This is a genomic window from Azospirillum sp. NS33, assembly GCF_059703765.1.
In genome coordinates this window covers 67,947-92,574 of sequence record NZ_BAAKJB010000014.1, presented here as the reverse complement: position 1 = coordinate 92,574, position 24,628 = coordinate 67,947, and the positions used below count along the sequence as shown (strand labels likewise).

At 73.0% G+C, this 24,628-nt stretch carries 22 protein-coding genes; 11 read left to right on the top strand and 11 right to left on the bottom strand.

The genetic code is table 11. The features are described from left to right. The first annotated feature begins 62 nt into the window (after positions 1-62). The 7 genes from AC6H2I_RS14290 to AC6H2I_RS14260 all read left to right on the top strand — a co-directional run bounded on the left by AC6H2I_RS14290 (position 63) and on the right by AC6H2I_RS14260 (position 6,197). Positions 63-596: a TRAP transporter small permease gene (locus AC6H2I_RS14290; protein ID WP_497501325.1), complete on the top strand. Its 534-nt coding sequence runs from the start codon at positions 63-65 to the stop codon at positions 594-596. Then, on the top strand, positions 593-1,855 hold the full coding sequence (locus AC6H2I_RS14285) for a TRAP transporter large permease (protein WP_497501324.1): 1,263 nt from the start codon (positions 593-595) through the stop codon (positions 1,853-1,855). The genes AC6H2I_RS14290 and AC6H2I_RS14285 overlap by 4 nt, the downstream gene beginning before the upstream one ends. Positions 1,856-1,901: 46 nt before the next feature. Continuing rightward, positions 1,902-3,092: a 3-hydroxybenzoate 6-monooxygenase gene (locus tag AC6H2I_RS14280; RefSeq protein WP_497501323.1), complete on the top strand. Its 1,191-nt coding sequence runs from the start codon at positions 1,902-1,904 to the stop codon at positions 3,090-3,092. Positions 3,093-3,108: 16 nt separating this feature from the next. Beyond that, entirely contained in the window at positions 3,109-4,158 is a 1,050-nt protein-coding gene (gene gtdA, locus AC6H2I_RS14275) for a gentisate 1,2-dioxygenase (RefSeq protein ID WP_497501322.1), read from the top strand. Between the two features lie 35 nt (positions 4,159-4,193). Further along, positions 4,194-4,901, top strand: a complete 708-nt coding sequence (locus AC6H2I_RS14270; RefSeq protein ID WP_497501321.1) for a fumarylacetoacetate hydrolase family protein — start codon at positions 4,194-4,196, stop codon at positions 4,899-4,901. Further along, positions 4,898-5,551, top strand: coding sequence for a maleylacetoacetate isomerase (gene maiA / locus AC6H2I_RS14265; protein WP_497501320.1), 654 nt, complete (start codon positions 4,898-4,900; stop codon positions 5,549-5,551). The genes AC6H2I_RS14270 and maiA overlap by 4 nt, the downstream gene beginning before the upstream one ends. Positions 5,552-5,681: 130 nt before the next feature. Next, positions 5,682-6,197: a MarR family winged helix-turn-helix transcriptional regulator gene (locus AC6H2I_RS14260; RefSeq protein WP_497501319.1), complete on the top strand. Its 516-nt coding sequence runs from the start codon at positions 5,682-5,684 to the stop codon at positions 6,195-6,197. A gap of 10 nt (positions 6,198-6,207) precedes the next feature. Here the strand turns inward: AC6H2I_RS14260 and AC6H2I_RS14255 are convergent, their stop codons facing one another. From AC6H2I_RS14255 to dnaN, 7 genes are all read right to left on the bottom strand, one after another. Next, positions 6,208-6,486 (bottom strand): hypothetical protein, encoded by a 279-nt coding sequence (locus AC6H2I_RS14255; RefSeq protein WP_497501318.1) that lies wholly within the window; start codon positions 6,484-6,486, stop codon positions 6,208-6,210. Positions 6,487-6,618: 132 nt separating this feature from the next. Next, positions 6,619-7,203, bottom strand: coding sequence for a histidine phosphatase family protein (locus tag AC6H2I_RS14250; protein WP_497501317.1), 585 nt, complete (start codon positions 7,201-7,203; stop codon positions 6,619-6,621). Between the two features lie 76 nt (positions 7,204-7,279). Beyond that, complete coding sequence (locus tag AC6H2I_RS14245; protein ID WP_497501316.1) at positions 7,280-8,026, bottom strand: sulfotransferase-like domain-containing protein; 747 nt, start codon at positions 8,024-8,026, stop codon at positions 7,280-7,282. Next, positions 8,023-8,940 carry an aminotransferase class IV gene (locus AC6H2I_RS14240; RefSeq protein WP_497501315.1) on the bottom strand — a complete coding sequence of 306 codons (918 nt, stop codon included), beginning with the start codon at positions 8,938-8,940 and terminating at the stop codon, positions 8,023-8,025. Before AC6H2I_RS14240 ends, AC6H2I_RS14245 begins: the two co-directional genes overlap by 4 nt. Positions 8,941-9,038: 98 nt before the next feature. Further along, positions 9,039-11,543: a DNA topoisomerase (ATP-hydrolyzing) subunit B gene (gyrB, locus tag AC6H2I_RS14235; RefSeq protein ID WP_497501314.1), complete on the bottom strand. Its 2,505-nt coding sequence runs from the start codon at positions 11,541-11,543 to the stop codon at positions 9,039-9,041. A gap of 92 nt (positions 11,544-11,635) precedes the next feature. Further along, on the bottom strand, positions 11,636-12,784 hold the full coding sequence (gene recF, locus AC6H2I_RS14230) for a DNA replication/repair protein RecF (RefSeq protein ID WP_497501378.1): 1,149 nt from the start codon (positions 12,782-12,784) through the stop codon (positions 11,636-11,638). A 173-nt stretch (positions 12,785-12,957) separates the two neighbouring features. After that, a complete protein-coding gene (gene dnaN / locus AC6H2I_RS14225) occupies positions 12,958-14,088 on the bottom strand; it encodes a DNA polymerase III subunit beta (RefSeq protein WP_497501313.1) in 1,131 nt (376 codons plus the stop codon). A gap of 361 nt (positions 14,089-14,449) precedes the next feature. Between dnaN and AC6H2I_RS14220 the strand changes: the two genes are divergently transcribed. Then, entirely contained in the window at positions 14,450-14,932 is a 483-nt protein-coding gene (locus AC6H2I_RS14220) for a bacteriohemerythrin (RefSeq protein ID WP_497501312.1), read from the top strand. A gap of 30 nt (positions 14,933-14,962) precedes the next feature. Here AC6H2I_RS14220 and AC6H2I_RS14215 read toward each other — a convergent pair whose 3' ends face one another. Further along, positions 14,963-16,612, bottom strand: a complete 1,650-nt coding sequence (locus AC6H2I_RS14215; RefSeq protein ID WP_497501311.1) for a sensor histidine kinase — start codon at positions 16,610-16,612, stop codon at positions 14,963-14,965. A gap of 230 nt (positions 16,613-16,842) precedes the next feature. On the opposite strand from AC6H2I_RS14215, the gene mtnA reads away from it, so the two are divergent. Then, complete coding sequence (gene mtnA / locus AC6H2I_RS14210; protein ID WP_497501310.1) at positions 16,843-17,937, top strand: S-methyl-5-thioribose-1-phosphate isomerase; 1,095 nt, start codon at positions 16,843-16,845, stop codon at positions 17,935-17,937. Between the two features lie 3 nt (positions 17,938-17,940). Here mtnA and AC6H2I_RS14205 read toward each other — a convergent pair whose 3' ends face one another. Continuing rightward, complete coding sequence (locus tag AC6H2I_RS14205; RefSeq protein ID WP_497501309.1) at positions 17,941-18,528, bottom strand: NUDIX domain-containing protein; 588 nt, start codon at positions 18,526-18,528, stop codon at positions 17,941-17,943. 32 nt (positions 18,529-18,560) lie between these two features. Then, entirely contained in the window at positions 18,561-20,504 is a 1,944-nt protein-coding gene (locus tag AC6H2I_RS14200) for a glycosyltransferase family 92 protein (RefSeq protein WP_497501308.1), read from the bottom strand. A 297-nt stretch (positions 20,505-20,801) separates the two neighbouring features. Here AC6H2I_RS14200 and AC6H2I_RS14195 point away from each other — a divergent pair, with 297 nt between their 5' ends. Together AC6H2I_RS14195 and AC6H2I_RS14190 are read left to right on the top strand one after the other, a co-directional pair. Next, the gene (locus AC6H2I_RS14195) at positions 20,802-21,845 is read left to right on the top strand and encodes a methyltransferase domain-containing protein (protein WP_497501307.1); all 1,044 of its coding nucleotides are present in this window, start codon (positions 20,802-20,804) and stop codon (positions 21,843-21,845) included. A 276-nt stretch (positions 21,846-22,121) separates the two neighbouring features. Further along, on the top strand, positions 22,122-22,331 hold the full coding sequence (locus tag AC6H2I_RS14190; RefSeq protein ID WP_497501306.1) for a hypothetical protein: 210 nt from the start codon (positions 22,122-22,124) through the stop codon (positions 22,329-22,331). Positions 22,332-22,417: 86 nt separating this feature from the next. Here AC6H2I_RS14190 and AC6H2I_RS14185 read toward each other — a convergent pair whose 3' ends face one another. Further along, positions 22,418-24,598 carry an ATP-binding protein gene (locus AC6H2I_RS14185; RefSeq protein ID WP_497501305.1) on the bottom strand — a complete coding sequence of 727 codons (2,181 nt, stop codon included), beginning with the start codon at positions 24,596-24,598 and terminating at the stop codon, positions 22,418-22,420. Between the last annotated feature and the right edge of the window lie 30 nt (positions 24,599-24,628).

The following is a 24,628-nucleotide window of genomic DNA, read 5'->3' as shown; positions in this document are numbered from 1 at the left end:
CACCCGCTGACCGCGCGCCGGGGGGATGTCCCGCCCCCGGCCGCCCTGGCCGGAGTCCGTCCATGCTTCGAACCGCGGCACGGCTGGCCGCCGGCTGGAGCCGGCTGCTGGCGGCGACCGAGATGGTCGCCTGCAAGGCGCTGATCGTCGTCTTCACCGTCCTGCTGATCGTCAACGTCGGCCTGCGCTACCTGCTCAACGCGCCCCTCTACTGGGCCGAGGAGCTGGCCGTCTACATCCTCATCTGGATGGCCTTCCTGGCGATCTCGGTGACCATCCACGAGAACATCCAGGTCCGCATGACCCTGCTGACCGACGCCCTGCCGCCGGCCGCCCGGCGCGCCGTGCTGATCGTCACCGAAGCGGTGGCGGCGGCCCTGCTCGCCACCATCCTCTGGCATTCCGTGGCGTGGATCCGCTCGCCGTCGGCGTCCTTCGACTTCGCGGTCACCCTGGGCTGGCCGAAATGGCCGTTCTTCCTGATCGTGCCGGTGTTCTCCGCCGCGGCGCTCAGCCATGTGCTGGCCCATCTGCTGCGTGCCGCCGCCGGACCCGACGGCACCGCCGCGGCCGCGGCGCGGGAGCGCGTGGCATGACCGTCGTCGTCGCCTTCGCGGTGCTGCTGGCGCTCGGCCTGCCGGTCGCCTTCGTCCTGCTCGCCGCCACCTTCGCCTTCGTCTTCGACACCGGCAATTTCCGGCTGCTGGATTCGCTGCCGCAGATCCTCTTCAACTCCATCGAGGTGTTCGACCTCCTGGCGATTCCCCTGTTCATCCTGCTGGGCGAGCTGATGAACGAGGGCGGCATCACCCGGCGCATCATCGTCGCGGCGCGGGCCTGGCTCGGCTGGCTGCCCCATTCCATCGCCTACGTCTCGCTGTGCGCCAACCTGCTGCTGGCCTCCATCATGGGATCGGCCACCGCGCAGATCGCCATCATGAGCCGGGTGATGGTGCCGGAGATGGAGCGCGACGGCTACAGCCGGACCTTCGCCGCCTCGCTGACGGCGGCGTCGGGACTGCTCGGCCCGATCATCCCGCCGTCGATGATCTTCATCATCTACGGCGTGGTCGGCCAGGTCTCCATCGGCGCCATGTTCGTGGGCGGCATCCTGCCGGGGCTGCTGCTGTTCGCGCTGCTGTGCGGGGTCATCGCCGTCGCGGCGCGCCGCGCCCACGACGGCCGGCCGCGCTCGGGCGGGGCGGAGGACCTGTGGCGGGCGACCGCCGGGGCGGCGCTCACCCTGTCGATCCCGGCGGTGATCGTCGGCGGCATCGCGCTGGGCATCGTCACCCCGACGGAATCGGCGGCGGTGGCCACCCTGCTGGCGGCGGTGATCGGCGGCCCGGTGTTCGGCGAACTGAAGTGGTCGCACCTGTCGCCGGCGCTGGGCCGCACCGCCCGCAACACGGCGACCGTGCTGTTCCTCATCGCCTCCGCCAAGGTGTTCGGCTGGGTGCTCACCTTCAACCAGGTGCCGCAGACCGCCGCCGCCGTCCTGCAGGGGCTGACCAGCGATCCCACCCTCTTCCTGGTGCTGGTCTTCCTGTTCCTGATGGCGGTGGGCATGGTGCTGGACGGCATCGCCGCGCTGATCGTGCTGGTGCCCATCCTGCTGCCCATCGCCACCGGCACCTACGGCATCGACCCCGTCCATTTCGGGGTGGTGACCTGCCTGACCCTGACGCTCGGCCTGCTGACGCCGCCGGTGGGCGCCGGCCTCTACGTCGCCGCGGCCATGAGCGACGCCCGGCTGGGCGGACTCACCCGGGCGATCCTTCCCTACATCCTGGTCACCAGCGCCGTCATCCTCGCCGTCGTCTTCGTCCCGGCCCTCACCTCGGCCCTGCGCTGACGCCGGCCCCGACACCATCTTGGAACCTCAGCGGAGGACTCCGACCATGACCGACAGTCCCATCCTCATCGCCGGCGGCGGCATCGGCGGCCTGGCCGCGGCCCTCGGCCTCGCCCGCAAGGGCATCCCCACCGTCGTCCTCGAGCAGGCCTCCCAGCTCGGCGAGATCGGCGCCGGCATCCAGATCGGCCCCAACGCCTTCCACGCCTTCGACTACCTGGGCGTCGGCGACGCCGCCCGGGCCAAGGCGGTCTACATCGACCACCTGATCCTGATGGACAGCGTGAACGACCGCCGCATCGCCGCCATCCCGCTGGACGAGCCGTTCCGCCGCCGCTTCAAGAACCCCTACGCGGTGGTCCACCGTGCCGACCTGCACGGCGTCCTGCTCGACGCCTGCCGGGCCGACGCGCGGGTCACCCTGCGCACCAGCGCCGCGGTGGAGCGCTACGAGCAGGACGGTGCCGGCGTCACCGCGGTGCTGGCCGGCGGCGAGCGGGTCGAGGGGGCGGCGCTGATCGGCGCCGACGGCCTGCATTCGCGGGTGCGCGCCCAGCTCATCGGCGACGGCGCGCCGCGGGTGTCGGGGCACACCACCTTCCGCTCGGTCATCCCGACCGAGCAGATGCCCGAGGACCTGCGCTGGAACGCCGCCACCCTGTGGGCCGGCCCGAAATGCCACATCGTCCACTACCCGTTGAAGGGTGGCAAGGTCTACAACCTGGTGGTCACGTTCCACAGCGACGCCAGCGAGCCGGTGGCGGGCCAGCCGGTCAGCCAGGCCGAGGTCGCCGCCGGCTTCTCCCACGTCGCCGAGCGGCCGCGCCGCATCCTGGAATGCGCCGACACCTGGAAGAAGTGGGTGCTGTGCGACCGCGATCCCGTCGCCGGCTGGGTCGACGGCCGGGTGGCGCTGCTGGGCGACGCCGCCCATCCCATGCTGCAGTACCTGGCCCAGGGCGCCTGCATGGCCCTGGAGGACGCGGTCAACCTGTCGCACCACGTGGCCGAGGGGACCGGCGACCTGCACGCCGCCTTCACCACCTACAACACCGAACGCTTCATCCGCACCGGCCGGGTGCAGATCAACTCGCGGCTGATGGGGGAGTACGTCTACCACCCCGACGGCGGCCGCGCCGCGCTGCGCGACGCCATCCTCGGCTCGTCCACGCCGGACCAGCACTACGACCGCATCGCCTGGCTCTACGGCGTCACCGGCCTCGGCGCGGCCATCTGAAGACAGGAGATCCGCCATGTCCCTGCACGAGAAACCCGAGGACACCCCCGAGCGGCGCGAATTCTACGCCCGCATCGACACCCGCAACTACACGCCCCTGTGGGCGGTGCTCAACAGCATCATCACGCCGGAGCCGCGCAGCGGCTGCCAGCCCCACCTCTGGCGCTTCGCCGAGGCCAAGGCCCTGCTGCTGGAGGCCGGTGGCCTGATCACCGCCAAGGAGGCCGAGCGCCGCGTGCTGATCCTGGAGAATCCGGGGCTGCGCGGCCAGAGCCGCACCACCACCTCGCTCTACGCCGGCCTGCAGCTGGTCATGCCGGGCGAGGTGGCGCCGGCCCACCGCCACAGCCAGTCGGCCCTGCGCTTCGTGCTGGACGGCAGCGGCGCCCACACCGCGGTCGACGGCGAGCGCACGGTCATGGAGGTCGGCGACTTCGTCATCACCCCCGCCCAGGCCTGGCACGACCATGGCAACGCGAGCAGCGAGCCGATGATCTGGCTGGACGGGCTCGACATCCCCACGGTGTCGTTCTTCGACGCGTCGTTCGCCGAGTCCTACCCCGAGGACGAGCAGCCGGTGACCCGCCCGACCGGCGACGCGCTGGCCCGCTACGGCGCCAACATGGTGCCGGTCGACCACGTCGCCGCCCGGCCGACCTCGCCCATCTTCAACTATCCCTACGCCCGCACCCGCGAGGCGCTGGAGCGCATGCGCGCCGGTCAGGCCTGGGACCCCTGCCACGGGCTGAAGATGCGCTACGTCAACCCGGTCGACGGCGGCTCGCCGATGCCGACCATCTCCGCCTTCATGCAGCTCCTGCCCAAGGGGCTCGAAACCGCGGCCTACCGGTCCACCGACGCCACCGTCTACGCGGTGGTGGACGGGCAGGGCGAGAGCACCATCGACGGCCAGACCATCGCCTGGGGCCCCAAGGACATCTTCGTCGTGCCGAGCTGGAAGCACGTCAGCCACCGTGCCGACGCGGACAGCACCCTCTTCAGCTTCTCCGACCGCGTCGCCCAGCAGAAGCTGGGGCTGTGGCGCGAGGACCGCGGCAACCATTGAGCCACCCCGAAACGACCATCACAGGGACACCCGCCATGACCTCCTGGATCTTCCCGCCGCACCCGACCGTCGCGGTGCCCGTCACCGGCACCGACGCCCTGTTCCCGGTGCGCCGGGTGTTCTGCGTCGGCCGCAACTACGCCGCCCACGCCCGCGAGATGGGGCGCGACCCGGACCGCGAGTTCCCGTTCTTCTTCACCAAGCCGGCCGACGCCGTGGTGCCCGACGGCAGCGCCATCCCCTACCCGCCGGAGACCAAGAACTTCCAGTACGAGATCGAGCTGGTGGTGGCGATCGGCAAAGGCGGCGTCGACATCCCCGAGGACAAGGCGCTGGAGCATGTCTTCGGCTATGGCGTCGGCAACGAGCTGACGCGGCGCGACCTGCAGCTCGAGGCGCGCGAAAAGGGGCGGCCCTGGGACTGGGGCAAGGCCTTCGACAAGTCGGCGGTGATGGGCCCGATCCGCCCGGTGTCGGAGATCGGCCATCCCACCACGGGGCGCATCTGGCTGGCCGTCAACGGCACCGTCAAGCAGGACCAGGACATCGCCGACCTGATCTGGAACGTGCCGGAGATCATCGCGATCCTGTCGCGCTCCATGCGCATCGAGCCGGGCGACCTCATCTACTCCGGCACACCGGCCGGGGTGGGGCCGATCGTGGTCGGCGACCATGTGACCGGCGGCGTCGATGGGGTGGGCACCCACGACATCACCATCGTCGCGCCGGAGGGCGGATCGTGACGGCCGGGCTCGTCCTGCACAACTTCTTCCGCAGCTCCACCTCGGTGCGGGTGCGGGTGGCCCTCCATCTGAAGGGCCTCCCCTACGCGTACCGGGCCTACGCCCTGCGCAAGGGCGAGCACCGGGGCGAGGGCTACCTCGCCCTCAACCCCCAGGGGCTGGTGCCCGCCCTGGAACTGCCGGACGGCACGGTGCTGGCCCAGTCCATGGCGATCCTGGAGTACCTGGAGGAGGTGCACCCCGAGCCGCCGCTGCTGCCGGCCGATCCGCTGGCCCGCGCCCGGGTGCGGTCCCTGGCCGGCGCGGTGGCCTGCGACATCCACCCGGTCAACAACCTGCGCGTCCTGCAGTACATCGAGACGCGCTTCGGCGCGGACGAGGCGGCGGTGGCGGCGTGGTTCCGCCACTGGGTCGCGGAGAGCTTCGGGCCGCTGGAAGCCCTGCTGGCGGGCAGCCCGGACACCGGCCGCTTCTGCCATGGCGACGCCCCGACGCTGGCCGACCTCTGCCTGTTTTCCCAGGCGGTCAACAACGTGCGGTTCGGCGTCGTCATGGACCCCTACCCGACGATCCGGCGGATCGTCGAGGCCTGCGGGGCCCTTCCGGCGTTCGAGCGCGCCCTGCCGCAGAACCAGCCCGACGCGGCGTGACGGCGGCCGCGGGCCGGGCGCGCCGCGTCGCCGGCGCGCCCGGCCCGCACAGGAGGCTTCCCTCCGTGGCGCCCCTTTCTGTATTGCTGTGGAACGCCCGTGCCGCGGTGCCGAGGACCGAGGAGTCCCCATGAACGAACGAGCGCCCGCCGCCAGTGGCCACGCGCTGTCCCAGGCCAACGAACTGCCGGGCAACCTGCTGCGCCGCTGCCACCAGATCGCCGTCGCCGTCTTCCTCGACCACTGCCGTCCCCATGACCTGACGCCGCTGCAGTACGTGGCGCTGGCCGCGCTGGAGGAGCACGGGTCCGTCGACCAGGTGACGCTGGGCGGGCTGGTGGCGCTCGACCGCACGACGGTGTCGGTGGTGATCAAGAAGCTGGAGGAGCGCGGCCTGGTCGAACGCCGCCGCTCCCTGGAGGACCGCCGGTCGATCCTGGTCGACATCACCCGGCGCGGTCTCGCCCTGCGGCGGGCGGCGGCCGAGGCCGTGCTGTCGGCCCAGCAGGACATCATGAAGCCGCTGGCCGGCGACGAGCGGGTGGAGTTGGTGCGCCTGCTGGCCAAGCTCGCCGACGGCAACAACGCCCGCAGCCGCGCCCCGGTGCGCGGGCGTGCCCGCCCGCCGCTGCGCGCCGCCGACTAGCGTCGCCGGGTCAACCGTACCGCCGGTCGTGGTCGGTGCCGGTCACCGCGACCGGCAGGATCTGCACGGTGGCGATCGCCCGGTCGTCATCGCCGGCGTCCTCGCACAGCCGGGCGAAGGCGGCGGCCTGCGCCCGCGACTCCTCGTGCACCGCCATCAACCGGCGCAGGTCGGCCAGGGCGGTCGCCATCTCCGCCTGCTCGGCGGCGCACGCGTCGGCCCGGGCTTGGGCCTCCTCGACGCGGGCGAGGGCGTCGGGGGTGCGGTGGAGCGTCAGGATCTGGGCCATGGTGTCCTCCCTCGTTCGACCCGCCCATCCAACCACATTAACGTTTCATTAGCCATGTTCTCACCCCAGCTTGGCCGGTGACCATTGTGGGACGGCCCGGGGGCACGCGGAATAACGGCGGCGGCGCGGCGTTCAGGGGGGCGCCGGCAGCCGGCCCACCACCGGCGGGGCGCCGGTGCCGTCGGCGCGCAGCAGCACGGCCTCGCCCGAGGCGGGAAAGACGCCGGTCAGCGCCGTCACCGTGACCTGATGGGTGACCAGCACCACCGGCCGGCCATCGCCGGGGAGGCCCGCCAGCAGGCGGCGGGCCGCCGCCACCGTCGCCTCGCGGTCTTCCGCCCGGCCGAAGAAGGAGTTCAGTGCCGGCGCCTCCTCCACCGGGCCCAGCCCCAGCAGCCGCGCCGTCTCCAGGCAGCGGCACCATTGGCTGGACAGCACCCGGGCGTCGGCCAGGCCGGCGGCGCGCAGCGCCTCGCCGATGCGCCGCGCCTGGGCCCGTCCGCCCTCGTCCAGGGTGCGCTGGGTGGCGCAATCCTCCAGGCGGAAGCCCGGCGGGTCGCCGGTGCCGGGGGCCCGGGCGTGGCGCATCAGCACCACCAGCCCCGCCGGATCGCCCAGACCCGCCGCCGGGTCCGGCGCGGCGGCCCCGACCGCCCCCGGCGGCAACCCGGCGATCAGGCTTGCGAACAAGGTCAGCGCGGTGCGGCGGGGCAGCATGGGGCGTCTCCAGGGGCGGCGGTCCGGTCGTCCAAGGATGTCGTGCGCGCCGGCGCGCCGGCCAGTCCCCGGCGGATCAGCCGAGGCGCCGGCTCCGCAGGTGGTCGTAGTGGGGCCGCGCCGCCTCGGCCACCGCGGCCGCATCGCCCGTCAGCGCCGGCGCCGGCGGCGGCGGCGGGGCGAAGCCGGTGGAGGCCTCCACCGCGGCGTACCAGTGGGGCGCCCACACCCCGTCGCTGGCCCGCCGCCCCGGCGGCCAGCGCAGCATCGCCGGGTGGAACGGGACGTCGAGGGCCGCGCACAGGCGTTCCAGGGTGCCGGCCGGGTCGGCCAGCACGTCGCGGGCGTCCACCACCGGCGGCGCCCGGCCGAGTCGGCCGGCCACATGGTCGAACAGCTCGGCCTGGCGGACGATGCCGATGTCGGCCAGGGTGACGCTGCCGCGGCGCCGTAGGTAGGACGCGACCACCTCGGCCGGGTCGCGGATCAGGAAGGCGTGGCGCATCCCGTCGGCCCAGCTGAGGGCGGCGTGCGGCGGCATGTGGTGGGTCATGTGCTTCTGGAAGAAGATGGCCCGGCCGCCGGGCACCGGCCCGTCGGCCAGGGCGGCGGCGACCACGCCCCGGTCGGTCGGCTGGCTGGCCAGCACGGCGTCGCGGCCGGGATGGTCGAGGCCGGTCTCGGCAAGGAAGGCGGCGTAGAACGGCTCGTCCACCACCGCGGTGTCCGGCCGGTTCTCCCAGGCCCGCATCATGGCCGTGGAGATGTTGCGCGGCCCGGACCACATGGCGATGCGGACGGGGGCGGGCGGGGCCGCCGTCACCGCGACGCCTCCTCGTGGATCCAGGCGTCGTGGCGCGCGGCCAGCGCCCGGGTGACCGGCCCCGGCCGGCCGTCGCCGATGGGGCGGCCGTCGATGCGGGTGACCGGGGTGATGCCGCCCAGCGTGCCGGTGACGAACGCCTCGTCGGCGGCGTAGGTCTCGGCCAGGGTTAAGTCGGTCTCGGCCACGGTCATGCCGTCGCCGCGGGCCAGCGCCAGCACCGTGCGCCGGGTGATGCCCTTGAAGTTGAAGCGCCCGGTGGAGGTCCACAGCGCGCCGCGGCGGACGACGAAGAAGTTGGTGGAGTTGCAGCTCGCCACGAAGCCGTGGGGGTCGAGCATCAGCGCCTCGTCGGCGCCGGCGTCGATCGCCTGGATCAGCGCCTGGATCAGGTTCAGCCGGCTGTGGGAGTTGATGCGCAGGTCGAACACGTCGGGTGCGCTGCAGCGGAAGGTGGAGGTGAAGAGGGCGAGGCCGCGGGCCTTCACCTCGGGGCGCGGCTGCTTGTACTCCGCGACGACGACGATGGTCGGCCCACCGGCCACGAAACGGGGGTCCTGGTTGACGGTGGTCTTGCGGCCGCGGGTGACCATCAGGCGGATGTGGACGCCGTCCTCCATGCCGTTGCGGGCCAGGGTCTCGCGCACCATGCGGGTCAGCGCGTCGCGGTCCATCCCGATGTCCAGGCGGATCGCTCCGGCCCCCTCGTAGAGGCGGTCGAGGTGGTCGTCCAGCGCCAGCAGGTGGCCCCGCACCAGCCGCACCCCCTCCCACACCCCGTCGCCCAGCACGAAGCCGGCGTCGAACACCGAGACGGTGGCCTCGGCCCGCGGCACGAAGGCCCCGTTGACGCAGACCAGCACCCCGTCGTTGCGCGGGTCGTCCACGTACCCCTGCGCGCTCGCGTTGGTCATCCCCTGCCGCTCCCGTGCCGTGCGCCCGCGTCCCATGCTGGCCGCATCCGCGGCGGCCGTCAAAGGGCACGTGGGCGTCGCCACCGCGGGCGGGCCGCCTACACGTCCAGGTTTTCCACCTTCAGCGCGTTCTCCTGGATGAACTCGCGCCTGGGCTCGACCACGTCGCCCATCAGGGTGGAGAACACCTCCTCGGCCTGATCGGCGTGGTTGACCCTGACCTGGAGCAGCGAGCGCTTGACCGGGTCGAGGGTGGTCTCCCAGAGCTGGTCCGGGTTCATCTCGCCCAGGCCCTTGTAGCGCTGCACCGTGACGCCGCGCCGGCCCAGCTCCATCACCGTGTCGAACAGAACCAGGGGGCCGGTCAGGGCGCGCACCTCCTTCTGCTTCTCGAAGGCGCGCGCGGGGTCGGCGAAGGCCCGCTTGAGATCGCCGGCCAGGGCGTCGAGCCGGCGCGCCTCGGCGCTCCGCAGGACGTCGCCGTCCAGGCGGTGGCGGTGGGTCACGCCGCGCCGGGTGCGGATCACCAGCAACCCGCCGGTCGGCAGGGCCTCGCCGCGCCAGCCGCCGCCGTGCTCGGCCGCGTCCAGGGCGTTCAGCCGGGCCGCCACCACCGCGGCGGCCTCGGCGGCGCGGGGCGCCGCGTCCTCGCTGGCCAGCGACGGCGACAAGGCGCCGCTCACCGCCGCCGCCTCGACCACCGCGGTGCTGCCGGCCTTGCGGGCCAGGGTCTCGATGGCGGGGCGGGCGGCGCGGGCCTTCTCCACCAGGTCGCGCAGGGCGTCGCCGGCCAGCAGGCTGCCGTCGGGCAGCTGCACCGACAGGTCGCCCAGCGCCGCCTCGATCAGGAAGTTCTCCAGCGCCGGATCGTCCTTGAGGTAGCGCTCCTTGGCGTTGCCGCGCTTGATCCGGTAGAGCGGCGGCTGGGCGATGTAGAGGTAGCCGCGGTCGATCAGCTCCGGCATCTGGCGGAAGAAGAAGGTCAGCAGCAGGGTGCGGATGTGGCTGCCGTCCACGTCCGCGTCGGTCATGATGATGATCTTGTGGTAGCGCGCCTTCTCGACGTCGAAGCCGTCCTTCTCGTCGCGGCCGATGCCGGTGCCGATGGCGGTGATCAGCGTGCCGATCTCGGCCGAGGACAGCATCTTGTCGGCGCGCGCCCGCTCCACGTTGAGGATCTTGCCGCGCAGCGGCAGGATCGCCTGGAACTGGCGCGAGCGGCCCTGCTTGGCCGAGCCGCCGGCGGAATCGCCCTCGACGATGAACAGCTCCGATCCCGCCGGGTCGCGCTCCTGGCAGTCGGCCAGCTTGCCGGGCAGCGAGGAGATGTCCAGCGCGCCCTTGCGCCGGGTCATCTCGCGCGCCTTGCGCGCCGCCTCGCGGGCGGCGGCGGCCTCGACCACCTTCTGGACGACGCGCTTGGCGTCGGCCGGGTGCTCCTCGAAATACTGGGCCAGCGCCTCGCCGACCACCGATTCGACCACCGGCCGGACCTCCGACGACACCAGCTTGTCCTTGGTCTGGCTGGAGAACTTCGGGTCCGGAACCTTCACCGAGAGGACGCAGGTCAACCCCTCGCGGGCGTCGTCGCCCGACAGGGTCACCTTCTCCTTCTTGGCGATTCCCGATTCAGTGGCGTAGTTGTTGACGGCCCGGGTCAGCGCCGCGCGCAGGCCGGCGAGATGGGTGCCGCCGTCCTTCTGCGGGATGTTGTTGGTGAAGCACAGCGTCGTCTCGTGGTAGCTGTCGTTCCACTGCAGCGCGCATTCCACGGTGACGATGCCGCCGTGCTCGGTGCCGCGCTCGGAGCGCAGGGTGATCGCCGGCTTGTGCAGCGCCACCTTGGAGCGGTCGAGCCACTGCACGAAGGCCTCCAGCCCGCCCTCGTAGAACAGCTCCACCAGCTTGGGCTCGACGCCGCGGGCGTCGGTCAGTTGCAGCCGCACCCCGGAGTTGAGGAACGCCAGCTCGCGCAGGCGGTGCTCCAGGGTCGGCAGGTCGAACTCGGTGTTGGAGAAGGTCTGGCGCGACGGCAGGAAGGTCACCTCGGTGCCGGAGCGCGGCTTGGCCGTGCCGTCGGCGCCCTGCACCAGCGGGGCCGCCCCGACATCGGCGAGGTCGCCCTCGGGCACGCCGTCGTGGAACCGCACGAACCACTCCCGGCCGGCGCGCCAGATCCGCAGCTCCAGGGTCAGCGACAGGGCGTTGACCACCGAGACGCCAACGCCGTGCAGGCCACCGGACACCTTGTAGGAGTTCTGGTTGAACTTGCCGCCGGCGTGGAGCTGGGTCATCACCACGATGGCCGCCGACACCCCCTCTTCGGGATGGGTGTCGGTGGGGATGCCGCGGCCGTTGTCGCGCACCGTGACCGAGCCGTCGGCGTTCAGCGTCACATCCACGGTGTCGCAGTAGCCGGCCAGAGCCTCGTCGATGGCGTTGTCCACGACCTCGTAGACCATGTGGTGCAGGCCGGAGCCGTCATCGGTGTCGCCGATGTACATGCCGGGCCGCTTGCGCACCGCGTCCAGTCCCCGCAGGACCGTGATCGAATCGGCGCCGTAGTCGTCCTGTTGGACGGGTTTCATCGCTTCCTGTGCCATGGGTCTAGTTTAACAGAGGTCAGTCCAAATATGGTGTGTCGCGGCGGGGCGGACCGCAGATTTTTGCGCCGCCCGGCGGATCGTCGGGGGGGTTACGCGGGCATCGCCCGGCCCTCCTCGATGCTGAAGCGGCAGGCGTCGTCGCCCAGCGGCGCGAACATGGCGGCGTCGGTCCCGGTCATCCACGCCTGGCAGCCGAGCGCCAGGATCTCGCCGAACAGGGCGGCCCGGCGCTCCGCGTCCAGATGGGCCGCCACCTCGTCCAGCAGCAGCAGCGGCGCCGCCCCGCGCTCGGCCGCCAGAAGGCGGGCGTTGGCCAGGACGATGGCGATCAGCAGCGCCTTCTGCTCGCCGGTGGAGCACAGCCCTGCCGGCATATCCTTGGCCTGGTGGCGGACCGCCAGATCGCTGCGGTGGGGGCCGACCGCAGCCCCGCCGCTGGCGCCGTCGCCGCGGCGCCCGGCGCGCAGCGCATCGCGCAGAGCGTCCTCGGCGGCCAGCGCCGGCCCGGCGTCGAGCCACCCCTCGACCGTGCCCTCCACCGCCAGGTCGGCGCCGGGGAACGGGCCCACGGCGCGGGCGCAGGCGGCGCGCAGGCGGCGCACCACGTCGCGCCGGGCCGCCGCCACGGCGACACCGGACGTTGCCATCTGGTCCTCCAGGCCGCTGAGCCAGCCGTCGTCGGCGCGGCCGTCCCGCAGCAGCCGGGCCCGCTCGCGCAGGCCGTGCTCGTACCGGCTGAGCCGGCCGGCGTGGGCCGGGTCGAAGCCGAACACCAGGCGGTCGAGAAAGCGGCGCCGGCCGCTCGCCCCCTCGAGGAACAGGCGGTCCATGGGCGGGGTCAGCCAGACCACGCTGACGTGCTCCGCCAGCGCCGTCTGGCCCTTCGCCGGCTGGCCGTCGATCTGCACCACCCGGCGGTTGCCTTCCGCGGCCCGCGGGTCGCGGCCGGTGCCGATCTCCACGGGGCCGCTCGGGGTGTCCACCACCGCCGCGACCGCCCAGCCCGGGGGAGCGACCGGGGCGGGCGCCGGGGCGGGCGGGGCGGACGGCGGGAGGAGGCGCTCCACCTCGGCCAGGGTGGCGCCGCGCAGGCCGCGGCCCGGGGCGAGGAAGCTGACCGCCTCCAGCAGATTGGTCTTGCCCGCCCCGTTGGGGCCGGTCAGCACCACCGGCCGGCGGTCCGGCTCCAGGCGCGCCAGCTCGTAGCTGCGGTAGCGGGTCAGGGTCAGGCGCGTCACCGCCAGCGCGCCGCGCGGTGCGGCGGGGCCGGCGGCCGCGTCGGCGTGTCCGGGCGGCTGCCACGCGCCGGCCGGCAGTGCGGGGGTGTTCGGCGTCGGGTCGATGGTCCTGGCTTCCAGCACGGGGGCGCTACCGGGTGGCGGGGGCCGGAGCCCCGGGCCGCACGTGTCGCTCACACACGCATCGGCATCAGCACGTAGAGCGCCGCCGGGTCGGCGACGTCGCGGACGATGGTCGGCGAGGCCGCGTCGGCCATGGTGAAGCGGGCGCCCTCGCCTTCGATCTGCTGGGTGATGTCCAGCAGGTAGCGGGAGTTGAAGCCGATTTCCAGGGGACCCTCGCGGTAGCTGACCTCCAGCTCCTCGGTGGCGCTGCCGGCTTCCGGGCTGGTCGCCGACAGGGTCAGCAGGCCCTTGACCAGGGACAGCTTGACCGCCCGGCTCTTCTCCGTGGAGATGGTGGCGACGCGGTCGACGGCGGCGGCGAACAGCTTGGCGTCGACCTCCATCACCTTGTCGTTGCCGACCGGGATCACCCGCTCGTAGTCGGGGAAGGTGCCGTCGATCAGCTTCGACGTCATGACGATGCTGTCGAAGGCGAAGCGGATCTTGTTCTCCGACAGCGACACCTCGATGCGGTCGGCCGCCTCGTCGATCAGCTTGCGCACCTCGGTCACGGTCTTGCGCGGCACGATGACGCCGGGAATGCCCTCGCCGCCGTCGGGCAGGGGCATCTCGACCCGGGCCAGGCGGTGGCCGTCGGTGGCCACGGCGCGCAGCACCGGCAGCTCGCCCCCGCCTTCGCGGGCGGTGGCGGCGTGCAGGTAGATGCCGTTGAGGTAGTAGCGCGTCTCCTCGGTGGAGATGGCGAATCGGGTGCGGTCGATCAGCGCCCGCAGGTCGGCCGCGGCAAGCTGGAACCGGGTGCGCAGGTCGCCGCCGGAAAGCTGCGGGAAGTCCTCCACCGGCAGGCAGCCGAGCTTGAACTGGGAGCGCCCGGACCGCAGGGTGAGCTGGCCGCCGTCGCCGGCCACGTCCAGCTCCACCTGGCTGCCGTCGGGCAGCTTGCGGACGATGTCGTAGAGGGTGTGGGCCGGGGCCGTGGTTCCGCCGTCGCGCCCCACCTGGGCCGGCACCGTCTCGACGATCTCAAGATCCATGTCGGTCGCCGACAGCGCCAGCTCGCCGTCGCGGGCCGTCAGCAGGACGTTGGACAGGATCGGAATGGTGTTGCGGCGTTCCACCACGCTCTGCACGTGACCAAGGGACCGAAGCAGGGCGGCGCGTTCGATGGTGATGTTCATGCGGGTCTTCTGTCTGCGCAGGCTGGTTGGTCCGGAACGGCGCGTTCGGCCGGCTGGCGGCCCGCCGGTGATCGGGTCCCGGCCCGGCAGGGGGGAACCCGGAACGGAGCGGGGGCGTAGGATAGCACATTCGCCGCGTTGCCGAACGATTTTGATTCCGCACGTGCGACGTCGGACCGGGCGGAGGGTGGGGCGCGGAGGGCGGCCGCGGGGACGGCTGCGTGTCCATGCCGGTGCGACCGCATCGAAAGTGATATTGTCGTCGCAGCATATACGCGCGTATGTTGCCAACGGCGCGCGCTGCGGGACCGCCACGTGTGCGTCCGGTCGGTGCGCGACGGCCACCGGCGGAGGTGCGGCGATGGACGACACGGCAGCAACAGGGGGGACGACGGCCGGGCCCGGCCGGCTGTGTCCCGGCACCGCGGCGGCGGACGAGTCCCACCAGCGGCTGTACGCCCTCTACGAGGATCTGCGCGTTGGCTTGGACGCCGGGGTGCCGACGATGGTGCTGATCCGGCGCTGCGACGCGTTGATGGAAGAGGCGCGGCATCATTTCGCCGAGGAGGAGGCGCAGATGGCGGCCAGCCGCTACCCCGGCGCCGACTCCCACCGCGCGCTCCACGACATGTTCCTGTGCCAGGTGGAGGAGGTGCGCGCCTTCGTGTCCAGCGTCGGCGCCAGCGACCGGGGCGGCGACCGGGGCGGCGCCGTCGGCCGCCACCTGCTGCTGGCGATGGTCGGGCGGTGGCTGAGGGCGCACGCCCGGCTCGCCGACCGCCGCTTCGCCGAATTCCTGGCCGGCCGGGGCCGCCCGGACGCCGCCCCGCGGGGGGCCGGCTAAGCGGGCTTTCCGATGCCCGCCGCCCCCCGCTCAGGCCCGGCGGCGGGTGGCGGCGTGGCGCACGGTCAGGGTCACCCGGGTGCCCGCGCCGATGTCGGTGCGCACCGCGGCGGCCGCCTGGGCGGCCAGCGCCTGCAGCAGGATCAGGCCCAGCGCGCCGCGGCGCTGCGCGGCGCCGGGCTCCAGCAACTCCTTGGGCATGCCGATGCCGTCGTCGGCGACGACGATGGCGGTGGCGGCGTCGCCGTCGGCGGTGGGGTCGGGGGCGGCGGCCAGGGACACCGCGACGGTGCCCGCACGCCCGTCGGGAAACGCATGGCGCAGGGCGTTCGACACCAGCTCGCTGACCATCAGGGCGAGCGGCATGGCGCGGTCGACGTCGAGCGTCCAGGGCTGCGCCGACACCGTCACCCGCGCCGCGGTGGACCCGCAGCTGCGGGCCAGGCTGTCGCAGAGCTGGCGCAGGCAGTCGGCGAAGTCGATGCGCGCCGGCTCGGCCGAGCGGTAGAGCAGCTCGTGCACCAGGCTCATGGACTGGATGCGCCGAAGGCTCTCGTCGAAGGCGACCCGCGCCGACTCGTCGACCCGGTTGGACTGCAGGCGCAGCAGCGAGCAGATCACGGTCAGGTTGTTCTTGACCCGATGCTGCACCTCCTTCAGCAGGATCTCCTTGTCGGCCAGGGCGTGCTCGAGCTGGTGGTTGGAATCCTCCAGCTCGGCGGTGCGCTGGCGGACCCGCTCCTCCAGCGTGTCGTAGGCGTGCTTCAGGGCGTTCTCGGCCCGGCGTTCCCGCCGGGCGCGCTGCCAGGCCAGGGTGCCCAACCCGCCCACCGCCAGCAGGGCCGCGGCGCCGTAGAGCAGATAGCGTTCTGCCCGTTCCGTCCACAGGCTGCGCACCCCCGCCCGGGGTATGGTCACCTCCGCCACCAGGTCGAAGCCGTCGACGCGGTGCCGCGCCACCAGGGACCCGCCGGCCGTGGCCGCCGGCTCGCCGGGCTCGCGCACCAGCACCGTGCCGTCCGGGCGCAACAGCGCCACCTCGGTGCCGTAGCCGATGTCGAAGGCGCGGTAGATCTCGCGGACGTAACGTGGCGACACGGCGACGCTGGCGATGCCGCGCACCGCACCGGCGCTCTCCAGGTGCCGGCTCAGCACGATCAGCGGCTCGCTCTCGCCGCTCCCGGCCGTCGCATCGACGCGGGCGATGTGAAGGCCGCCACGGCCCTCCTCCAGCAGGGCGAGGGTGGCCGGGTCGGCGCGCAGCGGCGCCGCGTCGGGGGCGGCGGCGGGAAAGCGGCGGGTGGTCAGCGCCACCCGCCCGTCGGCGGTCACGAGGCGGATGGCGGCGACGTAGGGCATCCCCTCGGCCAGCTCGGTCAGGCGCTGCCAGGTGGCGCGGTCGTCCGGAACCGGCGTGTCGGGCGGTCCGGCGGCGGCCACCACCTGGCGCAGGATGAGGTCGCTGGTCTCCACCAGGCGGGCGGCGTGCTCGGCCACCAGCAGGCTGATGTTGGAGGCGACGCCCTGGGCCCGGTCGAAGGCCGCCGTCCGGTCGCGCCAGGCGAACAGGCCCAGCATGGCGACCGTGAGCAGCACCGCGACCGCGCAGGCGACCGCCACCAGCGCCGTTCCCGGCAGGCGGTAGAGCGGCGAGCGGGGCGTCGAGAGAGGCAGCGTCATGGAAACCGGGTTGGTGGCGGGGACGGCGAGGGGACGATCGACGGGGGGCGGTCGCCCTGCGCGCACCCGGCTCCCTGATCGCCAGGGGAACGCGCGGGTGCCGCGACGGTTCCCGGGCGGTGCGATTTTCCGGCGCGGCCCGGCCGACGGTTGATCGCCGGCGCCGCCCGCGCGTAAGTGTCTCAGGCAACGCCCGCAGCAACCCGGGCTGACGAGGGGAGGTCCAGGCGATGAAGGTGAACGGGGAGGCCTACCGCACGATCTGGCCGGCGGCCGATGGCCGGGCGGTCGAGATCATCGATCAGACGAGACTGCCGCACGCCTTCGCCGTGGCGCGGCTGACGACGCTGGAGGAGGCGGCCCACGCGATCCGCGCCATGCTGGTGCGCGGCGCCCCGCTGATCGGCGCCACCGCGGCCTATGGCATGGCGCTGGCCCTGGCCGACGACGCCGGCGACGACCGCCTCGCCGAGGCGTCGGCCGTCTTGCTGGCGACCCGCCCGACCGCGGTCAACCTGCGCTGGGCGCTGGAGCGCATGCGGGCGCGTCTGGCGCCGTTGCCCCCCGGCGCCCGGGTGGCGGCGGCATGGGACGAGGCGGCGGCGCTGTGCGACGAGGACGTCGCCATCAACCGGGCGATCGGCGAAAGCGGCGCGGCGCTGATCCGTGCCGCCGCCGCGGCCAAGGCGCCGGGGGAGCCGGTCCACGTGCTGACCCATTGCAACGCCGGCTGGCTGGCCACCGTCGACTGGGGCACCGCCCTGGCGCCCATCTACGTCGCCTTCGAGGAGGGCGTGCCGCTGCACGTCTGGGTCGACGAGACGCGGCCGCGCAACCAGGGTGCCAGCCTGACGGCGTGGGAGCTGAACCGCCACGGCGTGCCACACACGGTGATCGTCGACAACGCCGGCGGCCACCTGATGCAGCGGGGCCAGGTCGACCTGTGCATCGTCGGCACCGACCGCACCACCGCCACGGGCGACGTCTGCAACAAGATCGGCACCTACCTCAAGGCGCTGGCGGCCCATGACAACGGCGTGCCGTTCTACGTGGCCCTGCCGTCGCCGACCATCGACTGGCGGCTGGGCGACGGCCTGGCCGGCATCCCCATCGAGGAGCGCGACGCCGCGGAGGTCGGCGCGGTGACCGGCGTCACCGGCGAGGGCCGGGTCGCGACGGTGCGGGTCATCCCCGAGGGCAGCCCCGTCGCCAATCCCGCCTTCGACGTGACGCCGGCCCGGCTGGTCAGCGGCCTGATCACCGAGCGGGGGGTCTGCCCCGCCAGCGCCGCCGGGCTGCGCGCGCTGTTCCCGGACGCCGCCTGATCGTCAGCGCAGCCGCCGGGCGACCGCGTCGGGCAGGGTGCCGTCCAGCGCCATGAGGCGCACCTTCATCAGGCTGGTCACGGACATGACGTCGGTGATCTCGCCGCGCATGGCCATGGCCAGCGCTTCGGCGAAGGGAACCCGGCGCACCCGCAGCTCCTCGGTGTCCTCGGGGCTGGCGTGGCCCTGCTCGAGGTCCCAGGCGAGGAAGCAGTGGGCGGTCTCGTCGGTGATGCTGTTGGAGAGATGCAGGCGCTGGATCTCCAGCCAGTGGCGGGCGGTCAACCCCGTCTCCTCGGCGAGCTCGCGCTTGGCCGACTCCAGGGGGTCGAGGGCCGGGTCGCCGCCACCCTCCGGGACCTCCCAGCTGTAGGCCTCGAGCGGGAAGCGGTACTGGCCGACCAGGGTCGTGCAGCCCTCGGCGTCGATCGGAACCACGCCCGTCGCCAGGTTGCGCATGTGGACGACGCCGTAGATCCCCGGCGAGCCGCGGGGGGTGAGCACGCCGTGCTCGACGACGCGGATCCAGGGGTTTTCGTAGATCGGCCGGGTCGACAGGATCGTCCACGGGTTGTCCGTCGTGCTGCGCAAGGGGGGTCTCCGTCGGGCTTCAGGGCGGTGGATCAGGGGGCCGGAACGGCGGTGATCGTATCGTGGTGGGCGACGGCCGGTCCCCGGCCCGTCCAGGCCCCGAAATCGATGCGCTGCACATGCAGCCCGGCCGCCGCGAACATCGCGTGGACCACCTCCTCCGGGAACGCCATGGCGACCTCCGGCAGCTCGCGCGAGTGCGTCCAGCAGCGCTCGCCGCGGCAGTCGAAGGTGACGGCGCTGCGCCCGTCGTCCACCGCCCGGCGCGACCCGGCGTTGAGCAGGAAGGCGCCGGCGACCACCCGCCCGTCCGGCGCCAGCATCCGCCGCACCTCCCGCAGATGGGCCGTGATCTCCGGCTCCAGCATCCGGGTGAAGGCGGTCCGCAGGGCGACAAGGCGGAAGCCGCCGTCGGGGAAGGGGAAGCGGTACCCCAGGGCATCCATGGCGCCGAGCGGGTTGAGGGCGGCGTCGCGGATGTCGGCGTGGTGGAACCGGAACGTGGGGTGGCGGCGGGTGATGTGGTCGGTGCACCACTCGACGTGGGGGCGGTGGGCGTCCACCCCCTCGTAGCGGATGGCGGTGCGCAGGCGGGTCGCCAGCCCGCGGGCCAGCCGGCCGACCCCGCTGCCGATCTCCAGGACGCCGTCGCCGGGACGCAGGCCGCCGTGATCCGCCAGCAGGTCGGCAAGCCGGTCGCCGGGTGCCGCGGCGGCGTCGCAGCCACCGTCCAGGGCGGCCAGACCGGGCGGCGGCGGCGGGATCGCCGGGTCCGCCGGGTCGCCGCCGGCCGCGGCCCGGGGCGCCGCGAGCAGCGTCTCCAGGCGCTCGATCTCGGCGATCGTGGCCTCGCGAAAGCGCAGGATCGCCGTGTCCTCCGCCTCATTGCGATCGTTCACCGCGAACTCGCGGGCGTCGCGCTGGTGGTCGGCGGCCCCGGCGCCGCGGTCGGCGCGGCCCCGTGCGCGTTTCGCCTCCCATTCCGCCACCGACTTCGTGACGTAGTGGTTCACCTGGAGCGCCTCGACCGAGGTGCCGGCGCGCATGCCGCCGCCGCTCAGCGGAACGGGCCGGCGCTGCTCGTCCACCACCGCCCCCTCGCGCAGGGCATGGGCGTGCACCATCGGTTTGACGATGTAATCGGCGCGCACGATGCTCTTGACGTGGGCGTGCAGCGGGTCGTCCGGCCGGCCGCAGCGGCGGAAGCGGTCGATCACCAGGCCGGGCTCGTGGCTCCGCTGGCCGGCCGTGCCGAACACCCGCCAGGAACCGGCCAGGCCGGTGACGTCGGGGTAGCGCCGCAGCAGGGATGGCAGGTCGGCATCCGCCATCGGCACCAGGAACTCGTCCACGTCGATGATGGCCAGCCACTCCGTCAGGTTGCGGAAGCGGTGGACGGCGTGGGTGTAGGCCGGCACCTGCGGCCCCCCGGGGAACGGCGCGCTGGGCCAGGGGATGGCGGTGACGAGGCCGGCCGCGGCAAGGCGGGCCAGCGTTTCGGACGTGCCGTCGGTGCTGTCGTTGTCGAAGACGATGAAATGGTCGACGCCGACCGCCCGGTGAAAGGCGATCCACTCCAGCAGATAGGGCGCTTCGTTGCGGGCGATCGCGCACACCGTGAGGGTGTGCGGCTTGGGCCGCGTGGCAACGACGATGGGCGGGCATCGCTCCACCGTCTCGTCGAGCAGCCAGGCCCGGACCTCGCCGCCCACCCGCTCCTGGCGGGACCCCGCCGCCACCGCGACCGTGTGGAAGCGGTTGTCGAGCAGGCGGCGCGGCAGGGTGAAGACGAATCCATGGGCGCCGTCGCCGAAGCCGCCGTCCCGCAGGTCCGGGCGATCCCGGTCGGCGGTGGTCCGGGCGACCTCCGCGCCGTCGACCCACAGGGTCGCCGTCTGGCGGATCTCCGGCTGCCGCGGATCCCACAGCCAGCCATGAACGCTGCCGAGTTGCACAGCATCGATCAGCCCAAGCATGCGCGCTCCCCGCGGCGGCCGTTCCCCGGGCGCGCACTTAAGGGAGGTCGGCGCAACGGAGTCAAGGTCCGCCGCCCCGCCCGTGCCCCGCCCGCGCCCCGGCGTCGGGCCATGGTGCCGCGCATGCGTATAAAATTCGATTAAAAGAACGACGCCAGAAACCAAAGAAATCGCGAACAATTCGTGAGAAACAAATCATGTTGACTGCAACTTGCCGCATACACTACTCCTCTATAAAGGAGTATCGCAAGTAGTCGGCATTCTTCTAAAATGTCGGCCGAGGACGGAGAAGCCGCTGTGCACGCGCGCGAACTGGAGCGATGGTTGAATCCCGACTGGCGGGCGCGGCTTCTCGCCTGGTGGGAGGGATACGACCTCGACGGCCTGCAGCGCACGGCGCGGGCGGCGCGGGCCCGGCGCGCCGAAGCACGGCGCCCCTCGCTGCGCCGTCTCGACATGGCGTCGCCGTCCCAGGCGTCGGTGGCCGATGCGGCGCAGGCCGCCGTCGCCAGCGCCCTGGAGGGCGATGCCGATGTGCGGTCGCTGGAGGACCTCCAGCTGGACCGCCGGGGCTGGCCGCTGTGGTCGGTCGACCGCGTGCATGGCGCGCAGATGCTGTGGGGGGACGAGTTCGTCGGCCCCGGAGACGGGGCATGGGCGGTCGACGCGGTCCGGCCCTTCGGTCTCACCCCGGCCAAGAGCGTTCTCGACGTCGCCGCCGGGCTGGGTGGCGCGGCGCGGGCGATCGCCGGCGCCTTCGACACCTGGGTGACCGGGCTGGAGCCCTCGCCGGTGCTGGCGCGGATGGCGATGAAGCGATCCCAGTTCACCGGGTTCGACCGCAAGGCGCCGATCGCCTCCTACGACCCGGAATCCTTCCACCCCGCAGGAACCTATGACCTGGTTCTGGCCGACCGCATCATCCACCGGGTGCGCGACAAGGACCATTACCTGGACCAGCTTTGCGACTGCGTGAAGCCGCGCGGTGGCATCCTGCTCATGGACTATGTCTCCGACGGCGTCCCCAACTCGCCGGAAGCCTGGGCGACCTGGCGGGCGGAGGAGCCGGTGGACCTCTTCCCCTGGACGACCCGGCGGGTCGCCGAGGAGCTGGCCCAGCGCAACATGGACGTGCGGACCAGCGAGGATCTCACCCTCCAGCACCGCTGGCAGATCCTGGAACGGGTGCGCCACCTCGCCGAGCGGCTGGAGTCCCTGTCGGCACCCGATGGCCGGCTGCTGTCCGGCCTGGCCCGCGAGCTGGCGCTGTGGTGGGCCCGCCTGCGGGTGCTGGGACGGGGCCTGAGCTTCGTCCGCTTCGTCGCGATGCGGCCGTCGTAAGCCACCCGGTCCAACGGACCCCGCCGCCCTTCCCGAAGCGCCACCGCACTGCACCATTGGCCGGACCCCAGTGGATGGCCGGGTCGGACCTGAGAATCATTTTCAGGAAGATTTTATGATCTTTGTTTTATTCAAATTGGCGCCAAGGTGTGGCGAATCTGGCGCTCTTATTGCTTGGCTGTAACGTGAAAGGGCTTTGCGGCAACAGGTGAGATCATGTATTGTGGGTTCCAGGCAACATGCTGCCTGGCATGGCTATGGCGTGGGGAGGCTGACATGGAACTCTGGACGACGGTGCAGTTTCCCGAAACGCCCGACCTGGACACCCGCAAGGCGATCATCCGCTGGGCGGAGGAGAGCCTGCCGGGCAAGTTCATCCCGCTGCACGGCCGCGATCTGCTGGGACGCCGCTGCTTCGGCTTCGATTTCCAGCACGCCGACGATGCCCAGGCGTTCCGTCTGCGCTGGCTGGAAGGGTCGGCGTAAGCCGGCCCACGCGGCGCCACCGGCCGACCCGTCTCCGGCACCACCCGGACACCGTCCGACAGGCATGGCTGACGGGGTGCGCCCGGTCAGGGGGCGCCGTGCGGGCCGACCGCGGTGTCCAGCCGCAGCCCGCCGTCGCGCTCTGACGGGGCGTCGGTGGTCCCGCCGGCCGCGGGCTCGGCGAGGGTGGCGGTCGCGGGCATGCGGATGACGAAATGGGCGCCTCCCGCGTCGCTCTCCGCACCGGCCAGGTCGAGTCGGCCGCCCAGCGTCTGCTGCACGATGTTGAAGGCGATGTGCAGCCCCAGACCCGTGTTCCCGCGGTTGCGGCGGGTCGTGAAGAACGGCTCGAAGATGCGCCGCCGCAGGGCCGGCGGAACGCCGCGCCCGTCGTCGCGGTAGTCGATCCGGATGCCGTCGGTCCCCGCCGCCGCCGCCTCGACGACGATGCTGCCGCGCACACCGGGGGCGAAGGCGTGGTCGAGGGAGTTCATGGCCAGGATGGTCAGCACCTGGCTCAAGGCGCCGGGGTAGCTGTCGACGAACAGGTCCGGAGGGCAGCGCCAGCGCAAGGCGTGGCCGGCCTTGTCACAGGCGGGCTTCACGCTGACCAGCGTGTGCTCGACGGTCTCGGCGAGGTCGAACAGGCGGCGGTGCTCGCTGGACTGGTCGGCGGCCACCTGCTTGAACGCCTGGACCAGGCCGGCGGCGCGGTTCACGTTGGTCTGGATGAGGGAGGCGATGTCGCGGGCGCGGCTCAGGAACAGGTCGAGTTCGGACCGCCGCAACTTGCCGTCGCGCAGGCGGGCGGCCATGGACGCCAGCTCCTCGTCGAGCAGGCTGGCGCTGGTCAGGCTGATGCCGATCGGGGTGTTGACCTCGTGGGCGACGCCGGCCACGACGCCGGCCAGGGCCGCCATCTTCTCGCTCTGGATCAGCTGCTCCTGGGTTGCCCGGAGGTCGGCCAGCGCCTGCTCGGCCTGCTCGCGGGCCTGGCGCTGGGCCTCTTCGCTGAGGCCCAGCGCCCGGGTGCGCTGGGCCAGGGCCGCCGTGGTGTCGCGGAACACCGCCAGGGCCTCGGCGATCTCCAGGAACTCGCGGTGCCGGGCCGCCGGGATCGGCGCCTGCAGATCGCCGCCGGCGATCCGACGGGTCACCGCGGCCAGCCGCGCCAGGGGCGCCACGATGGTCTTGCTCACCGCCAGCCAGACGATGGCCAGCGGCCCGAGGAAGGTCAGCACGGCGACCGCCAGCAGCCAGCGCCGCCCGGCGTCGATCTGCGCGGCCGCCGCCACCTTGGTCCCCTCGCTCTCGGCCTCGACCGCCGCCACCAGCCGGGAGACGGCGATCCCCATCTTGGCCACGGCCTCCCGGCTGAGCACCGCATTGCGGTCCATGGCGGCGCGGGTGTCGAGCAGGGCGGCGCGCACCGCGAAGACGCCGTCCGGGCCGGTGCCGACGCGGTCCAGGCGCTCCAGGACGGCGGCCCGGGCGGCGGTGCCCGCCACGATCACGGAGAGCAGGGCGCGGTCGCGGTCGTAGCCCGCCCGCACCGTCTGCAAGGCGTCGGGCCGGGCGATCTGCCCGGCCTCGTAGAGCGCCAGCAGGATGCGGCCCGCCGCCGCGTCAAGCGCCGGCGCGCCGGCCGGGTCGGTCACCGGGTCGGCCACCGGGTCGGCCACCGGGTCGGCCACCGGGTCGGCCACCGGGTCGGCCACCGGGTCGGCCACCGGGTCGGCCACCGGACCGGCCGCCCGGCGGGCGTCGCGGTGCTCGGCCAGCAGCCGGTCCAGGGCGGCGCGCACCCGTGCGAGGTCGTCGCGGTTGCGGCGTTCGGCGGCCTCCAGGTCGATCCGCCGCTCGACCAGCCGGTTCATGACCAGCAGATTGTCCTCCATGGTCGTCACCAGGCCCTCCACGGTCGCGGCGTGGGGGGCGGTGAGCGGCACCTGGCGCAGGGCGACGATCACCTCGTGCAGCCCCTGGGCGTGCTGGGCCAAAGCCACCGTGGCGTTCTGGCGCTGCAGCTGATTGCGGGCCGACTCGATCTCGGCGCGGCCGACGGCATAGCGGTTGGAGGTCTCGGCCAGCCGCAGGGCGTCGGCCAGGGCGGTCGCCTGCTCCTCGGCCACCGTCTCCAGCAGCGATTCGATCTGGGTGTAGAAGAACGCGCTGACGGCGCCGGCCACCACCGTCATCGCCGCGACGACGCCGGCCGCCGCCAGCACGGTGGCGCGCACGCTGTGTTTGCGTCGGCGATGCCACATCGGCGTCGGACATTCCTCTTCGGCCACCCG

What these genes read in the sequence shown, in the direction of transcription:
- AC6H2I_RS14290 (WP_497501325.1), top strand. Translation starts at nt 63, where the DNA reads ATGCTTCGAACCGCGGCACGGCTGGCCGCCGGCTGGAGCCGGCTGCTG.
- AC6H2I_RS14285 (WP_497501324.1), top strand. Translation starts at nt 593, where the DNA reads ATGACCGTCGTCGTCGCCTTCGCGGTGCTGCTGGCGCTCGGCCTGCCG.
- AC6H2I_RS14280 (WP_497501323.1), top strand. Translation starts at nt 1,902, where the DNA reads ATGACCGACAGTCCCATCCTCATCGCCGGCGGCGGCATCGGCGGCCTG.
- gtdA (WP_497501322.1), top strand. Translation starts at nt 3,109, where the DNA reads ATGTCCCTGCACGAGAAACCCGAGGACACCCCCGAGCGGCGCGAATTC.
- AC6H2I_RS14270 (WP_497501321.1), top strand. Translation starts at nt 4,194, where the DNA reads ATGACCTCCTGGATCTTCCCGCCGCACCCGACCGTCGCGGTGCCCGTC.
- AC6H2I_RS14260 (WP_497501319.1), top strand. Translation starts at nt 5,682, where the DNA reads ATGAACGAACGAGCGCCCGCCGCCAGTGGCCACGCGCTGTCCCAGGCC.
- AC6H2I_RS14255 (WP_497501318.1), bottom strand. Translation starts at nt 6,486, where the DNA reads ATGGCCCAGATCCTGACGCTCCACCGCACCCCCGACGCCCTCGCCCGC.
- AC6H2I_RS14250 (WP_497501317.1), bottom strand. Translation starts at nt 7,203, where the DNA reads ATGCTGCCCCGCCGCACCGCGCTGACCTTGTTCGCAAGCCTGATCGCC.
- AC6H2I_RS14240 (WP_497501315.1), bottom strand. Translation starts at nt 8,940, where the DNA reads ATGACCAACGCGAGCGCGCAGGGGTACGTGGACGACCCGCGCAACGAC.
- gyrB (WP_497501314.1), bottom strand. Translation starts at nt 11,543, where the DNA reads ATGGCACAGGAAGCGATGAAACCCGTCCAACAGGACGACTACGGCGCC.
- dnaN (WP_497501313.1), bottom strand. Translation starts at nt 14,088, where the DNA reads ATGAACATCACCATCGAACGCGCCGCCCTGCTTCGGTCCCTTGGTCAC.
- AC6H2I_RS14220 (WP_497501312.1), top strand. Translation starts at nt 14,450, where the DNA reads ATGGACGACACGGCAGCAACAGGGGGGACGACGGCCGGGCCCGGCCGG.
- AC6H2I_RS14215 (WP_497501311.1), bottom strand. Translation starts at nt 16,612, where the DNA reads ATGACGCTGCCTCTCTCGACGCCCCGCTCGCCGCTCTACCGCCTGCCG.
- mtnA (WP_497501310.1), top strand. Translation starts at nt 16,843, where the DNA reads ATGAAGGTGAACGGGGAGGCCTACCGCACGATCTGGCCGGCGGCCGAT.
- AC6H2I_RS14200 (WP_497501308.1), bottom strand. Translation starts at nt 20,504, where the DNA reads ATGCTTGGGCTGATCGATGCTGTGCAACTCGGCAGCGTTCATGGCTGG.
- AC6H2I_RS14190 (WP_497501306.1), top strand. Translation starts at nt 22,122, where the DNA reads ATGGAACTCTGGACGACGGTGCAGTTTCCCGAAACGCCCGACCTGGAC.
- AC6H2I_RS14185 (WP_497501305.1), bottom strand. Translation starts at nt 24,598, where the DNA reads ATGTGGCATCGCCGACGCAAACACAGCGTGCGCGCCACCGTGCTGGCG.